Annotated in this window: 10 protein-coding genes; 4 read left to right on the forward strand and 6 right to left on the reverse strand. The window is 62.5% G+C overall.

Annotation, left to right across the window (positions count from 1 at the left end; translation table 11 throughout):
- Positions 1-27: 27 nt before the first annotated feature.
- The gene (gene mfd, locus BXY39_RS12125) at positions 28-3,528 is read right to left on the reverse strand and encodes a transcription-repair coupling factor (protein WP_121939150.1); all 3,501 of its coding nucleotides are present in this window, start codon (positions 3,526-3,528) and stop codon (positions 28-30) included.
- A 10-nt stretch (positions 3,529-3,538) separates the two neighbouring features.
- Entirely contained in the window at positions 3,539-4,027 is a 489-nt protein-coding gene (locus tag BXY39_RS12130; RefSeq protein ID WP_245999117.1) for a succinate dehydrogenase assembly factor 2, read from the reverse strand.
- A gap of 614 nt (positions 4,028-4,641) precedes the next feature.
- Between BXY39_RS12130 and recG the strand changes: the two genes are divergently transcribed.
- Entirely contained in the window at positions 4,642-6,729 is a 2,088-nt protein-coding gene (gene recG, locus BXY39_RS12135) for an ATP-dependent DNA helicase RecG (RefSeq protein ID WP_121939151.1), read from the forward strand.
- Between the two features lie 39 nt (positions 6,730-6,768).
- Here recG and BXY39_RS12140 read toward each other — a convergent pair whose 3' ends face one another.
- The 4 genes from BXY39_RS12140 to lptF all read right to left on the reverse strand — a co-directional run bounded on the left by BXY39_RS12140 (position 6,769) and on the right by lptF (position 11,968).
- Entirely contained in the window at positions 6,769-7,920 is a 1,152-nt protein-coding gene (locus BXY39_RS12140) for an N-acetyltransferase (protein WP_121939152.1), read from the reverse strand.
- 93 nt (positions 7,921-8,013) lie between these two features.
- Positions 8,014-9,549, reverse strand: a complete 1,536-nt coding sequence (locus tag BXY39_RS12145; RefSeq protein WP_121939153.1) for a lipopolysaccharide biosynthesis protein — start codon at positions 9,547-9,549, stop codon at positions 8,014-8,016.
- Positions 9,546-10,715, reverse strand: a complete 1,170-nt coding sequence (gene lptG / locus BXY39_RS12150) for an LPS export ABC transporter permease LptG (protein ID WP_211332229.1) — start codon at positions 10,713-10,715, stop codon at positions 9,546-9,548. The genes BXY39_RS12145 and lptG overlap by 4 nt, the downstream gene beginning before the upstream one ends.
- Positions 10,716-10,777: 62 nt before the next feature.
- Complete coding sequence (gene lptF / locus BXY39_RS12155) at positions 10,778-11,968, reverse strand: LPS export ABC transporter permease LptF (protein ID WP_121939155.1); 1,191 nt, start codon at positions 11,966-11,968, stop codon at positions 10,778-10,780.
- Between the two features lie 224 nt (positions 11,969-12,192).
- On the opposite strand from lptF, the gene BXY39_RS12160 reads away from it, so the two are divergent.
- The 3 genes from BXY39_RS12160 to BXY39_RS12170 all read left to right on the forward strand — a co-directional run bounded on the left by BXY39_RS12160 (position 12,193) and on the right by BXY39_RS12170 (position 14,807).
- Positions 12,193-12,729 carry a DUF2141 domain-containing protein gene (locus tag BXY39_RS12160; protein WP_170163809.1) on the forward strand — a complete coding sequence of 179 codons (537 nt, stop codon included), beginning with the start codon at positions 12,193-12,195 and terminating at the stop codon, positions 12,727-12,729.
- A gap of 103 nt (positions 12,730-12,832) precedes the next feature.
- The gene (locus tag BXY39_RS12165; protein WP_121939157.1) at positions 12,833-13,828 is read left to right on the forward strand and encodes a diacylglycerol kinase family protein; all 996 of its coding nucleotides are present in this window, start codon (positions 12,833-12,835) and stop codon (positions 13,826-13,828) included.
- Positions 13,829-13,856: 28 nt separating this feature from the next.
- On the forward strand, positions 13,857-14,807 hold the full coding sequence (locus BXY39_RS12170; RefSeq protein ID WP_121939314.1) for a hypothetical protein: 951 nt from the start codon (positions 13,857-13,859) through the stop codon (positions 14,805-14,807).
- The last annotated feature ends 49 nt before the right edge of the window (positions 14,808-14,856 follow it).

Below are 14,856 nucleotides of genomic sequence, written 5' to 3' on the forward strand. Positions count from 1 at the left end.
TCCGGTGACAGGCCGGTTCACCGGGGGTCAGGCGGCCCGGTCCGTCGTCTCCGCCAGCGTGGCCAGTTTGCGGGCAATGGCGGCCACCGTCTTCAGGCGCTGGCCGATCTTGTCCATGCGCGCATAATAGACCAGCGTGTGATCGGGGCGGATTTTTGCCGTCTGGCCGGTTTTGGCGATGAAATCGACCAGCCCGCTCGGATTGGCGAAAATGTTGTCGCGGAAGGAAAGGGTCAGGCCCTTGGGGCCGGCTTCCAGTTTTTCGATGCCGGCGCGCTTGGCATGGCCCTTGATGATCATCACCGCGCCCAGCTGTTTCACCTCCCCCGGCAGGGGGCCGAACCGGTCGATCAGCTCCGCCATGAAGGCATCCACATCCTCACGGCTTTCCAGGCCGCCCAGGCGGCGGTACAGGGCCATGCGCTGGCTCAGGTCGGCGACATAGCCGTCCGGGATCATCACTGTTGCCCCCAGATTGATCTGCGGCGACCAGTCGCTTTCCACCATCTCGCCGCTGCCGGCGCGGGCCTCGGCAACCGCGTCCTCCAGCATTTTCTGATACAGCTCGACCCCGACCTCGCGCACATGGCCCGACTGCTCTTCGCCCAGCAGATTGCCCGCACCCCGGATGTCCATGTCGTGGCTGGCGATGGTGAAACCGGCGCCCAGCGTGTCCAGCGTTTGCAGAACTTCCAGCCGCTTGTCCGCCGTGCTGGTCAGCAGGCGGCCGGCCGGCACCGTCAGATAGGCATAGGCCCGTGCTTTCGAACGGCCGACGCGGCCCCTGATCTGATACAGTTGCGCCAGCCCGAACATGTCGGCCCGGTGGACGACAAGGGTGTTGGCCGACGGCACGTCGATGCCGGATTCGATAATGGTGGTCGACAGCAGCACGTCGAAGCGCCCGTCGTAAAATCCGGTCATCACCTCTTCAATTTCGCCGGGGCTCATCTGGCCGTGGGCGACGGCGAATTTCACCTCCGGCACCTGTTCCTTTAAAAAGGTTCCGGCCTCTTCCAGGTCGGCGATGCGCGGGCAGATGTAAAAACTCTGGCCGCCCCGGTAATGCTCCCGCAACAGGGCCTCGCGTACCACCACCGGGTCAAAGGGCAGGACGAACGTCCTGACCGCCAGCCGGTCCACCGGCGGGGTGGCGATGATGGACAGGTCGCGGATACCGCTCATCGCCATTTGCAGGGTGCGCGGGATCGGCGTGGCCGTCAGGGTCAGCACATGCACATCCGCTTTCAGCGCTTTCAGCTTCTCCTTGTGGCCGACGCCGAAACGCTGTTCCTCGTCCACCACCAGCAGGCCCAGACGCTTGAACGCCACCCCGCGTCCGAGCAGGGCATGGGTGCCGACGACAATGTCCAGCGTGCCGTCCTCAAGGGCTTTTTTGGTGGCGGTGGCCTCCTTCTGGCGCACCAGGCGTGATAGGTGGCCGATCCGAACCGGCAGGTCCTTGAACCGCTCGCGGAAGGTCAGGAAGTGCTGGCGCGCCAACAGGGTGGTCGGCGCGACCACGGCCACCTGATGACCCGCCATCACCGCCATGAAGGCGGCGCGCAACGCCACTTCCGTCTTGCCGAAGCCCACATCCCCGCACACCAGCCGGTCCATGGGGCGTCCCCGGGACAGATCCTGCGTCACATCGCCGATGGCGCGCAGCTGGTCGTCGGTCTCGCTGAAGGGGAACCGCGCACAGAATTCGTCATACGCCCCGGCGGGCGGCAGGATTTTTTCACCCGGTTTCAACTCGCGCGCCGCCGCCAGCTTGATCAGGCCGTCGGCGATCTCGCGGATGCGCTGCTTCATGCGCGCCTTGCGGGCCTGCCAGGCCACTCCGCCCAGCTTGTCCAGTTGCGCGCCCGCGTCCTCGCTGCCGTACCGGGTCAGGACCTCGATATTCTCTACCGGCACGAACAGGGTGTCCCCGCCCTGATAGGTCAGGCGCAGGCAGTCATGCGCCGCGCCGGACACCGTGACGGTTTCCAGTCCTTCGAACCGGCCGATGCCGTGGCTCGCATGCACCACCATATCGCCGGCGGTCAGGACGGCTGCGTCGGTCAGGAAATTCTCGGCCTTTTTCTGCCGCCGCGCCCGGCGGATCAGCCTGTCGCCCAGAATGTCCTGTTCTGTGATGACGGCCAGCGTTTCCGTCTCGAAGCCCGTCTCGATGGGCAGGACGGTGACGGCGACGGTTTGGACCGGGCTGCGGCGGATGTCCGCCCAGCCTTCCGCCCGGCCCAGCGGCATTACCCCATGATCTTCCAGCACCCCTTGCAGGCGGTCGGCGGCGCCGGCGGTATAACTGGCGAAAACGGCGCGTTTGCCCGCACGGCGCACCGCATCCGCATGGGCGGCCACCGCGTCATAGACATTGGTGTCGCGCTGCTGGCGTTCGGGCGCGAAATCCCGGCCCGGCCGGGCGCCGTAGTGCAGCGAGGCCAGCGGGTCGGGGCCGTCGAAAACCGCCAGCCGGTGGGCGTGTTCCAGCAGGGCGTCCCATTCTCCGGCGTCCAGATACAGGCTGGTGACGGGCACCGGCTTGTAGGGCGGGGCGGTGCCGCCCTTGCCGTCCTTCACCAGCTCCCAGGAGGTCGCGCGGGCGCCGTAATAATCGGCGATGGCCTCGATCCGTTCCTTGGCCGCGTCGTCCGCCTGCGGGTCCAGGGTGATCAGGGCGTCCGGCAGATAGTCGGTCAGCCGTTCCAGGCTGTCATGAAACAGCGGTAGCCAGTGTTCCGCCCCTTGGGCCTTGCGGCCCGTGCTGATCGCCTCATAAAGGATATCGTCGCCCTTGGCCGGGCCGAACCCGGCCACATAGGCCCGGCGGAAACGGGTGATGCTGTCCTGGCCGAGGGACAGTTCGCTCGCCGGTGTCAGTGACAGGGTACCGACCGTGTGTACGGTTCGCTGGTTCAGGGGGTCGAAGGCCCGGATGCTGTCCAGCTCATCGCCGAAGAAATCCAACCTCAGGGGCTTGTCGGCGCCGGGCGGGAACAGGTCCACCAGCCCGCCCCGCACGGCATAATCGCCCGGCTCCATCACCTGCCCGGCTCGGGTGTAGCCGTTCGCGGCCAGAAAATCGGTCAGACGCGCCGGATCCAGGGCGTCGCCGGGCGCGGCTTTCAGCGTACCCTGTTTGACCGCCGCGCGCGGGCAGACGCGTTGCAGCAGCGCGTTGACGGTGGTCAGGACCAGTCGGGGTTTGCCCGGCGCGCCGCCGGCAAGGGTTGCCAGGCTCGCCATGCGTTCGGCCACGATGTCGGCGTGCGGGCTGACCCTGTCATAGGGCAGGCAGTCCCACGCCGGAATGCGGATGATCTCCAGCCCGGGGTCGAAAAACCGCGCTGATATCTCGGTCGCGGCCAGGCGGGCGTCATCGCGCGCAACGTGCAGAACCGGGCGCCGTCCGTCGGCGAAGGCACGCGCCGCCAGCGTGGCCAGAAGGTCGCCTTCCACACCCGCCGGCACGCCGCCCACATGCGCCGCGCCGTCTCTTTCCAATAGGGTCTCGATCACCATAGGGGGCGGCTTATCGGGCCTTCAGCGTCATGAAGTCAAGCCTTTGCAGACGTGTCATCATAGGTGTTTGAAACTGCGGCGGAATTGGCTCGTCGCCGCCGGTGACCCAGTTGAGGACGCTGTGGTCCTGTTCCTCGAACAGGGCCTCGAACCAGGCGCAGTCGTCATGGTTGAAGCTGTCCAGGTGTTTTTCCACGAAGTTGCCCATGATCAGATCCAGTTCCTTGATGCCCCGGTGCCAAGCCCGGAACAGCAGTCGCCGCCGCCGCACGGTCAGGGCCCCGGGTGTGTCATCGGAGGTATCATCGGGGGTGTCATCGGAAACGCCATCGGACACGTTGCCCGAAACATCATCGCCTGCCTCATCGGTCATGGTATTTGCCACTTCATCGGCCACCTCATCACTCTGGCTGCCGGGCCGGGTGTCCCTCTTGTCGTCAGATTGATCGTCAGGGCCGGATGCGGCGGAATCATGGCGGTTTGACGGCGTTTGTGTCATCTGGGTCGGGCTTTCGCTCTGCCGCGCGTGCCTCTGACGGGCGGTGCGCGGCCTGGATGGATCGGGCGATATTATCACGGGTCGGTACGGGTACCGCACGATAGATAGGACAGGCGCGGCCCCGGCGAAAGCCCGCACCGTCCCATGCGACCATGTGCCCCCGGCCTGCCATCCGTATCGCCCCATGCCCATGTTGCTCCATGCCCGTGTTGCCCTGGACCCTTGTGACCCCGCGCCCCGTCGCTCTACGCCCGCGCCGCCCTACGTCCATGTTGCCCCACGCTCATGCCGCTCTGTGTCCATGACGTCCTGCATCCATGTTGCCATGTGCCTGTGCGGTCATGTACCCGTATATCCATATGTGCCTGTTGCCAGGAACCCTTATGGCCCTTTACCTGTGTCACCCCGTTCCCGTGTAACCGGGCGCGCGGATGCCGGCGGCTCAGCAGGCGCGGCGCGGGTCGGCGGCGTTGTCAGGCGGACGGTGCCGGGGGCAGGGGCCATGACACGGGGCCATGACACTGGGCCATGACACTGGGCTATGACACGGGGCCGTGACATACAGGCGGTGACGACAGGCTCATAGGGCCCAGGAAGGGGGAGTAGACGGATCGATGGCGCGCCCGGACGAACTTTTTGCCTATTTCGGCGATATCGGCGGCCTGCCGGGCATCGGCCCCCGCAACAGGGTTCTGGTCGAGCGGGTCGCGGGCGCGCGTCTGAAGGACCTGCTGTTTCATCTGCCCGCCGGCGTGATCGACCGGCGCTACCGTCCCCATGCGGCGGTGGCCGAACCCGGGCGCATCGCCACCCTCGCCCTGACCATCCTCAAACATGTGGCGCCGGCGAACCGGCGCACGCCCTACCGTGTGCTCGCCCGTGACGACAGCGGCTTCATGACGCTGGTATTCTTTCACGCGCGCGCCGATTTTTTGCTGCGCCAGATGCCGGTGGGCAGCGTGCGCCTTGTCAGCGGCCGGGTGGAGCTGTTTCAGGGCGACCGGCAGATCACCCATCCCGACTATATCCTCGCGGCCGAGGACGAAGACAGCCTGCCGCGGATCGAACCCGTCTATCCCCTGACGCAAGGCCTGTCCCTGAAGACCCTTGAAAAGGCCGTGCGGGCGGCGCTCGACCGGGTGCCGGCGCTGGCGGAATGGCAGGACGGGCCGCTCCTCGCGCGGGAGGGATGGCCGTCTTTCCACGACGCCCTGCGCGCCCTGCACGCGCCCGTCGATGCCGCCACGCTCAACCCCGACAGCCCGGTCCGCCGGCGTCTCGCCATGGACGAACTGCTCGCCAGTCAGCTGGCGCTGGCGCTGGTCCGCCATGCCGCGCGGCGCAAGCGCGGGCGCAGCCTCAAGGGCGGCGGGGCCGTGCGCGGGGCCATCCGCCGCGCCTTGCCCTATGCCCTGACGGCGGATCAGGACGCGGCGGTCCGGGACATTCTCTGCGACATGGCCGCGCCCGAGGCGATGCTGCGCCTGTTGCAGGGCGATGTCGGCAGCGGCAAGACGGTGGTCGCGCTCCTCGCCATGGCGGCGGCGGCCGAGGCGGGCGCCCAGTCCGCCCTCATCGCGCCGACGGAAATTCTCGCCCTCCAGCATCTGGACGGCATCCGGCCGCTGGCCGTGGCCGGCGGGCTCGAGGTCGCCGTGCTGACCGGCCGCCACAAGGGCAGGGCGCGCACGGAAAAGCTGCGCGCGCTCGCCGACGGCGACATCCACATCCTGATCGGCACCCACGCCCTGCTCGAGGACGATGTGGTCTTCCGCGATCTCGGCTTCGCCGTCATCGACGAACAGCACCGCTTCGGCGTCGCCCAGCGCGCCCGCCTCGCCGCCAAGGCGGACAGGGGTCTCGACATCCTCGGCATGACCGCGACCCCCATCCCCCGCACCCTCAGACTGGCGGCCTACGGTGACATGGATGTCTCGCGAATCCGCGAAAAACCGCCGGGCCGCAAGCCGGTGACGACCCGCGTCGTACCGCTGTCGCGCCTGGACGAAGTGGTCCCGGCCCTGTCGCGTGCTGTCGCGCAGGGCGCCCGCGCCTACTGGGTCTGTCCCTATGTGGAAGATTCCGCTGGCGACGATGTCGCCGCGGCCGAAGACCGCTTCCAGATGCTTGACGGTCTGTTCGCCGGGCAGGTCGGCCTGATCCACGGCCGCATGAAAGCAGCGGACAAGGACGCCGTCATGACCCGTTTCCAGGCGGGCGAGATCGCCATCCTGGTTGCGACCACGGTGATCGAGGTCGGCGTCAACGTGCCCGAGGCGACGATCATGGTGATCGAACAGGCCGAGCGTTTCGGGCTGGCGCAACTGCATCAGTTGCGCGGGCGTGTGGGGCGCGGGGCGGCGGCGTCCACCTGCCTGCTGCTGCGCGCCGACGAGATCGGCGAGACGGCGCGCCGGCGCCTGAATATCATGCGTGAGACCGAAGACGGCTTCGTCATCGCCGAGGAAGACCTGAAACTGCGGGGCGGCGGCGATCTGCTCGGCACGCGCCAGTCCGGTCTGCCGGGGTTTCGTCTCGTGGACATGGAGGCGCACGGCGACCTTCTCGACATCGCCCAGGACGATGCACGCCGGATCGTCGCCACCGATCCCACACTGGAAGGCAGACGGGGGCAGGCGCTCAGGCTGATGCTGTATCTGTTTGAGCGGGACGAGGGTGTACGCTGGATGCTGTCAGGCTGAGGTCTGATACCGATGACGGGACAGTGTTTTCGCCGTCCGTCAGCCGGCCAGCGGTTTCTCATAGACGCGGTAGGTTTTATAGACCCGGCAGCCGATATCGACGAGAATTTTGTTCATGCCGTCATTGTCTTCGAGAATCCAGCTCAGCTCGCCGAAATAGGCCCCGCGATCGACGACATTCCTGCGGCTGACCTCTATCATCCACAGGGCCATGGCCGCGCCCGCCGGTTTGCGCTGAAAGCTCTTGCGGACACCCATCAGCGGTACGCGCATCCGGTCCTCTTTCCTGGAAAGCATCCGGGCCAGCAGCTTGACAATCCCGAAGGGGAACAGACGGCCGTTCAGGTCGCGGATTTTATGGTTGATGTCCGGGATGGTCAGCATGAAGGCCACGGGTTCGCCGTCATACTCGCAGATCATGGTCCGGTGGGGTTTGACCACGGGTTTCAGCGCGGCGGCGGCGTGTTTCATTTCCGCCTCGGTCATTGGAACATAGCCCCAGTTTTCGCCCCAGGCGTCGTTAAAGATGTCGAGGACGACGGCCAGTTCCTGGTCAAAGCGCTTCATGTCGATTTCGCGCATATGGATGCGGCTGTTGCGCTTGGCCGCGGCGACGATGCGTTTCGTGCGGTCGTGCGCCTCGCCGGTGATATCCAGTTCGTAGGCGAACAGGTCCTTGGCCTTTGCAAAGCCAAGTTCTTTCAGCCATCCGTCATAGCCCGGGCGGCCATGGGGCATCATCACGGCAGGCGGTGTGTCAAAGCCGTCCACCAGCAGCCCGACCTCCATATTTGCGGAAAGCGACCAGGGGCCTTGCAGGCGGGTCATACCACGGCTGCGGGCCCAGTCTTCCACCGTGGCGACGAGTGCGGCCGCCACCTCGGCATCCTCTGCCTCGAAAAGACCGAAATGTGCCAGTTTCGGTCCCCAACTGTCCTGTGCCAGGTCATCGATCTGGGCGGAAATACGGCCCACGGGCCGTCCGCCGCGTTCCGCCAGCCACATGGTCACTTCCGCATGGTTGAAAAAGGGATTTTTGTCGGGACTGAGGGCGTCGAGCCTTTCCACCATCAGGGGCTGAACCCAGTTTGGATCGTCGCGGTAGATTTGCTCCGTGACGCGGATGAAGGTCTTCAGGTCCGCCTTGCCCGTGACAGGTCTGACGGAAACCGACTGGTTGCGTGCGCTCATAAAATCCGATGTGCCGTTATGCCATGGAGAGTGTGTCGTGCCGCCACAGTAAGGCGGTCGGTGCCCAAAGGCCATAGTCTTGATCACGGGGCGTTATGCGGGGCTGCCCCGTTTGCCTTGAAGGATGGGCAGGGGCAGGGCGGCCCTGTCGTCTGCCGGCAAGACAAAACGTATGATGCCGGCCACCGAAAGCGCGAAGGAGACAAGGGCCCATGCCAGCCCCCAGGGCGGGCCATACGGTCTGAGGAGAAGACCGCCGGCGAGAATAGCCGCACCGGCAATGATGGCCGCAAGGATCACCGGCAGGCCGCTCCGCGTCAGAGGGCTGAGACGGAACAACAGACGCAGTTCCATAAAGGCCAGGAGGGCCGTGATATTCAACCCGGCGGCTGCGGCCAGCGCCCCGCCTGCCACACCAAAAGACGGGATGAGGGCATAGCTGAGCGCGGCCAGCGTTCCAAGGCCGGCCAAACCGTTTATGGCGGGCAGGCTGCGATGGGCGAGCATTTCCACCAGTGCCGGCGACGGGCCTGCAAAGGTCTCGCTGATACGGCCTGCCGACAGAATGACGATGGCCGCGTAAGCGGCCTGATATTCCGGCCGCATCAGGGCCAGAATATCGTTGCCGGCGGCAATCAGGGCCGTCGCCAGTGGCAGCACAAGAGCAAGCGACAGACGCGTCGCGAAGGCAAACAGATCGGCAAGCTGTGCACTGTCCCCTTTTGCCGCAGTCTCGGAAGCGATCGGCGCAATCACGTAATCGAACGGCAGACGCACGAGTTGCAGCACGCTGGCGACTTTACGTGCCACGGCATAGATACCGCCCGCAGCGGCGCCCGCGGCGCCTGCGAGAAGAAAATTCAGGAAAATCACCGGCAGTTCGCTGACCAGTTTTTTGACAAAGCCGGCCGGCATCACGCTGAGACCGTAAAGAAGGACGGTGCGCGGCATATCGCCCGTCATCGGGGCGGAAGCCAGTTTCCGTAGATCATAGTGGCGAGCCACAAGTCTGAGTGCCAGAATTGCGGCCAGAGCCGTGCTGACCAGATGCGCCAGAAAAAGCCCGTAAACCTGCCAGCCCAGTCCGGCGAAGGCCAGTGCCGCCAGAAGGCGCAGCCCCTGTTCATAAAAAATACGCACACGGATTTCCGGACCGAAGGTGCGGCGTGCGCGGATGGCCGCTGTTGCCACCTCGATCAATGTCCAGAATGGCAGCACCCAGACATACAACCGCACAATATCGGTCATATGGCCGGCGCTGGCGTCACCCGTATTGATATGCGGCGCGATGTATGGCGCGGCGGCAGTCACCGCAAGAGCGATGACCACCGCCGCCGCAACGCTGATTTTCATGGCAAAGCCTGCCGCCGCATGCGCGCCGGTCTCGTCTGCCTGCGGGACGAAGCGCTGCTGCGCTGTCGGCATGGCCAGTTCGGCCACGGCCGTGCCGATTTTCACAAAGCTCCACAAGACGGCGAACAGGCCGAAACCGACCGTGCCATAGGCCCAGGTGAAAACAAGAATGGATGCGACCTCAATCACGGCGCCAAGCCGGCCGAGAAAAGCGGCACCGGCCCCGCCTGCAAGCCGGCGGCGCTGATCGGTGTCCCGGTTCTGCGCAGACATCATGATTGCGGACCTGACAGGGGTTTTCCCGTCCCAGCGGCTGTATCTTCTGGCGGTCTGTACGCCGGGGAGCGTCCCTCTTCGCTTAGGAAAAGAACGGCATAGCCGAGTATGAGAAACAGGAAAAACGGCGCCCACGCGGCCAGCAGCGGCGGTGCGACACCAAATTCGCCCATGGCCAGCATGAAATTGTCGGCGACAAAAAAGGCAAAACCCAGCGCCATGCCAAAAATGACGCGCAGAACAAGGCCGCCCCGTCGATGCGCGCCAAAGGCCGCAACCCCTGCCAGAAGCGGCATGAGGATGGTGGCCGCCGGTCCGGCGATTTTCTGGTAAAGACTGGCCATCAGCCTGTCGGTGGGAAGACCTTCATCCTGTAATTCCTCCATGGCGTGCCAAAGGGTCGCCAGCGTCACATGATCCGGATTGATCTTCAGGGCGAGAAAGCGGTCCGGTGGTGTCGAGATGCCCCAGTCGATGCTGGCGGCTGACGACAGCAGATGGTCACCGGCATCAAAACGGCGAACTTCATGCAGTGTCCAGCGGCCGTTCTGATGCCATGCGAAATCGGCACGGACGACGGCAACAAGGCGCCCTCTTGCATCCCGTTCAAATAATGTCACCCCGTCCAGGATCACCCGTCCGCCGGAGCTGCGAGACGCCCTGTCCACAAGGATGAGGGTGCTGTCCTCATTCATCCACAAACGGCGCACCGTCTCGGAGCTTAACGGCAAGTCGACGGCGAAGTCGTTATCAGCCCAATAATCCAGCGTTGCCCGTGCCGGACTGACAATACGGTCGGCAAACAGGAAATGGCTGACAGCGATGAAAAAACAGGCAAATCCGAGCGGAGAGAGGATCCGGTGCGCCGACAGGCCGGTTGCCTTCATCACCACCACTTCGCTGTGCTGGTTCAGGGTCGCGAGCGTCAGCAGGCTGGCCAGCAAGGCAACGAACGGTGTGAACTGGTCGGCCAGTTGTGGCAGGCGCAGCGCCACATAGCTGGCAATGGACGACCAGGTCGCCCCGTCCGCCGCCATGACATCGTCCGCCGTGGCGAGAAGGTCGAGAATCTGGAGAATGGCCGTCAGTCCGATCAGAATACCGAGAAACCGGCTTAAAAAAAGGCGGACCATATACCGGCTGAGGGTCCTGGACGGTATAATCATCCGCCGCATCCGTCGCCAGCGGCCAATTCTGTCCACGGGCCCGGTTATCGTTTGCCCGTCTGTCATGACCGTATGCCCAGAATTGTTTTCATCAGCCGGGTCAGGGGTGTGGACAGCCTGGACCATAGACTGTCGATCCAGCCCAGCGGTTCACCGCCCGCCTTGAGCGATGCGGTCCTGAAGAAGACAAGACTGAGCCCTAGGAACATGGCAAACAGGGCCCAGATCGTCAAAAACGGTGACCTGCCATCCGCGACAAGACTTTCCATCACTTCCATCAGTTCATTATAGACGATGAGCAGACTGACACCGACAACAATACCGGTGCCGCGCCCGGTTCGCTTGTTGGTCAATCCAAGCGGCGCGGCGAGCAGGGGCAGGACGAGAAATGTCAGGCTGTGCATGACCCGCCAGTGGAGGCTACCGGTATAGGCGTCGCGCACCGCCCTCGTATTCCGAGGGTTTGCCTGCTCGCGGTACAGTTCCGGCAGGGTCATTTCCCGTTCTTCGCCGCCACGGTCCCGGAAAGGGGCGCTTTCGGGCAGGGTGATGGCGATGTCCTGACGGTCGAATTGCAGCACGCGGGGCTTATTCTGGCGTTCGTTCACATCAATCAGAACCCCATCATAAAGCCTGAGCAAAACGGATTGCTCGTCCCCGGTATTGAAAAAACCGCCACGGGCCGCCGAGATTGCCACACTGCCGTCTTCCTTCAGGCGTTCAAGGAATATTCCCTCCAACTCGGCACCGTCCTTGTTTGACACTTCAATACGCAGGACCATGTCATCACCGATTTCGACAAACTCGCCGACCCTGACACTGGCACCGAGCGCGCCGCTGCGCAGGTCAAAAACCAGTCCCCGATAGGCATAGCGGCTATAGGGCTGCACCCAGCCAACCAGCAATGTGTTAATCACCATCAGGATGAGGGAAAGCATCAGAATGGGCCGCATCATTCGTGGCAGTCCGATGCCAGCGGTTTGCAGCGCATCGTATTCGCTGGACAGGCTCAGTTTTCGGAAAGCCATCAGCACCCCTAGAAACAGCCCGACAGGAAGCGCCAATCCCATATAATGCGGCGTCAAATTTGCCAGCATGCGGAAAACAACGCCGACCGGCCCCCCCTGGTTGATGACGAAATCGAACAGCCGCAGCATTCTTTCCAGAATCAACAGCAGGGCCGCGATACCCAATGTCATGAAAAGGGGACCCAGTATCTGGCGCAGGACGTAACGGTCGATGCGGGTGAACATACGGGCTGGGGCCTTGACGCTGATAGGTTTCAGTTTTTCCGACAGGTCACGCCCTTATACCGAAAATGAGGGTTTATCGACATAATTTCGCCATTTAATGGGGATTTATCTTGAACTGGATCAATTAATTTCGAACTGCATATGAGATAAGGGTTGCGCCGGCCCGGATGCTGATTCTGACTATGTGGCAGGCCGTTGGCAAACGCCATGGGGCACGTATACGCATGACAATGGAAAAACAATCCTTTGTGGGCACTGTCGCGGCCATAGCCGCATTCGTGTCGCTGACCGGCATGTTCGTCGGCGGATTGAGTGCCACAGCGGCCTGTCCGATAGAGGAACAAGCGGATGCGGCAGCCCCCGTTCTTCTGGTGCATGTGAGCGGCGTGAAAAAGATCGAAGGCAATCTGCGCGCCCAAATATACAGTGATAACGCCGAGGAGTGGTTGGAAAAGGGCAAGAAACTGGTCAGGGTCGAAGTTCCTGTCCGTGACCACAGTCAGGATATGTGTGTTCCGCTGCCGCATCAGGGTAGTTTTGCGCTGGTGGTGCTGCATGACCGTAACGCAAACGGCAAGGCAGATGTTTTTTCCGAAGGCTTCGGCTTTTCCAACAACCCCGAACTGGGTTTGGGCAAACCCGATCATGAAAAAGTGATCTTTGCGGCCGGTTCGGGTACAACGACAATGGATGTCAGTATGAATTATCTGCTGAGCGGGTCCGATGAAAAGAAAAAGCATCATCGTGCCCGGCGTCGCTAGTGTTGCATTTTTTTTAAATCGCTTTTACATAAAAGCGCGTGATAGTTTTCAAGTGTCGGGGTCTGAAAACCCCGGCGCTTTTTTGTGAAAAAGGCCAATATCGATGGAGTTGGATCAAAGACGCCTGCAAAGCGGGGCCATTGTCCCAATTGTGGCAGTATTGTCGAACCCGAAAAGTACGACCAATGTTGAGGGTATCGATAAAGTCCGCAAGGTTGTCAGTGATAGTGCCAATGTCGTTCATTTCGAGATGGACGGCCTTGATTCCATTGATGAAGCGTTGAGCCTTTTTGCCAAGGCCAGCCCGGCCCTGCTGGTCATCAATGGTGGTGATGGCACCACCGGCCTTGTCCTGTCGTCGCTGCTTTACCGCAACCCCTTTTCCGTTATTCCGCCGATCGCCATTTTGCCCGGTGGAAAGACCAATATGACCGCAGCCGATCTGGGAGCCAGAGGATGCCCCGAGAAAATGCTGCGCCGGTTGCTGAAAATCGTGAAGGAAGGGGCTTTGCAGGATCGGATGACCATCCGTAACCTGATCGAGCTTGACATCGGCGACGGGAGTGAAGCCAAGGTCGGCACCTTTTTCGGAACCGCCGGTATCGTCAAGGGCATTCACTGGTGCCGGGAGCATGCCTATTCCAAAGGCATGCCCAACACGCTGGCGCATATCTGGTCGTTACTGACATTGCTTGGTGCCGCACTGGGTGTTGGTGCGCAGCGTGACCTTCTGGCCTCGGCGCCGATGACGCTGTCGCCCAAAGGAGAGGCCACCATTGATGGTCGCTATACGGTTGTTATCGCTACCACGCTTGAAAAATTATTGTTTGGTCTCAGGCCTTATGGTCGGGCTGGTGCCGGTGGGCTCGGTTTTTCCGCAGTGGGGACCGGCCGCAAAACGGTCATCAAGGCTTTCGCCGGTCTGTTGACCGGGGCATTCGGTGCAAAAGATATTGGTGGTGTTGCACATGGCCGGGGGGATGAAATTCTGATAGACGGCTCCGATCCCGTCACTCTTGACGGTGAGATGTTCTCGCCCCTGCCTGGCAAACCGATGCGGTTGAAAGCAAATCGTTCCCTGACCTTTGTCCGTCTGTAAAGGCGGCTTTATGGAGGGGCAGGCCGGGATGGCGCTTACGGACTTTGTCCTGGACGAATGGCGGCGAAACGTTCCGACCCCCGTCCTGGCAGCCGCCCGCGCCATCGCAGCCCGCTATGGTGACAGCGTACTTGGTGTGCTGTTTTACGGATCCTGTTTGCGTACGGGCGAAATCGATGACCGGATCCTCGATTTCTATGTCATTGTCGATGACTATGGGCATGCTTATGACAAGCAATGGCTGGTGATTGCCAACGCGCTGTTACCGCCCAATGTCTTCTATCACGAGCTGCATGTGGAGGACCCGGAAAAGCCCGGCGGCGTTACAGTCCGTAGTAAATACGCGGTGCTCACGCTGGAGGCTTTTGAGCGCCGAGTGCGGCCTTCCTGCCTGAATGTGTCCCTCTGGGCACGGTTTTGTCAGCCCTGTCAGCTATTGCTGGCCCGCGATCAGGATATGAGGCGTCGCATGGCCGCCGCCGTGGGTCGGGCGGCCATGACCATGTTGCAGTCCGTCATAGACCTACTGCCGCCGTTTGTAACGCCGCGCCTGCTGTGGGAAACCGCCTTTAGCCGTACATATGGTGCTGAACTGCGTTCTGAAAGAGGGAACAAGGGGGCTGAGATCTTTGCCCTTGACCGCAAGCGGTATGAAGATATGACGCCCTTGGTCCTGGGTGCGCTTGGACAGGCGGATATCCTCGGTGCCGGCAGTGCCGTGTCCAGTCAGCCGCCACGGGGGCCCTATTATCGTGCGTCACTGCTGTGGGTTTTGCGTACGCTGGACGGTAAAATCGTCAGTCTGTTGCGCCTGATCAAGGCTTCCATGACGTTTGATGGCGGTATCGATTATCTGGCCTGGAAAATCCACCGCCATTCCGGGGTTGAGATCACGATAACGGACGCCATGAGACGGCGCCCTGTTCTGTCGGGGTTGCGGATGTTTCTGTCCTTAAGAAAAAAAGGCGCATTCAAGTAAGCGCCTTCTCCCGGGTCGGTTCAAATTTCGTCAGATGCAGGCCGCTTTG

Source organism: Eilatimonas milleporae (genome assembly GCF_003688555.1).
GTDB lineage: Bacteria > Pseudomonadota > Alphaproteobacteria > Sphingomonadales > Kordiimonadaceae > Eilatimonas > Eilatimonas milleporae.

Excerpts from the sequence above, each read along its gene's own strand:
- mfd (WP_121939150.1), bottom strand. The coding sequence starts at position 3,528 with ATGGTGATCGAGACCCTATTGGAAAGAGACGGCGCGGCGCATGTGGGC.
- BXY39_RS12130 (WP_245999117.1), bottom strand. The coding sequence starts at position 4,027 with ATGACACAAACGCCGTCAAACCGCCATGATTCCGCCGCATCCGGCCCT.
- recG (WP_121939151.1), top strand. The coding sequence starts at position 4,642 with ATGGCGCGCCCGGACGAACTTTTTGCCTATTTCGGCGATATCGGCGGC.
- BXY39_RS12140 (WP_121939152.1), bottom strand. The coding sequence starts at position 7,920 with ATGAGCGCACGCAACCAGTCGGTTTCCGTCAGACCTGTCACGGGCAAG.
- BXY39_RS12145 (WP_121939153.1), bottom strand. The coding sequence starts at position 9,549 with ATGATGTCTGCGCAGAACCGGGACACCGATCAGCGCCGCCGGCTTGCA.
- lptG (WP_211332229.1), bottom strand. The coding sequence starts at position 10,715 with ATGATTATACCGTCCAGGACCCTCAGCCGGTATATGGTCCGCCTTTTT.
- lptF (WP_121939155.1), bottom strand. The coding sequence starts at position 11,968 with ATGTTCACCCGCATCGACCGTTACGTCCTGCGCCAGATACTGGGTCCC.
- BXY39_RS12160 (WP_170163809.1), top strand. The coding sequence starts at position 12,193 with ATGACAATGGAAAAACAATCCTTTGTGGGCACTGTCGCGGCCATAGCC.
- BXY39_RS12165 (WP_121939157.1), top strand. The coding sequence starts at position 12,833 with ATGGAGTTGGATCAAAGACGCCTGCAAAGCGGGGCCATTGTCCCAATT.
- BXY39_RS12170 (WP_121939314.1), top strand. The coding sequence starts at position 13,857 with ATGGCGCTTACGGACTTTGTCCTGGACGAATGGCGGCGAAACGTTCCG.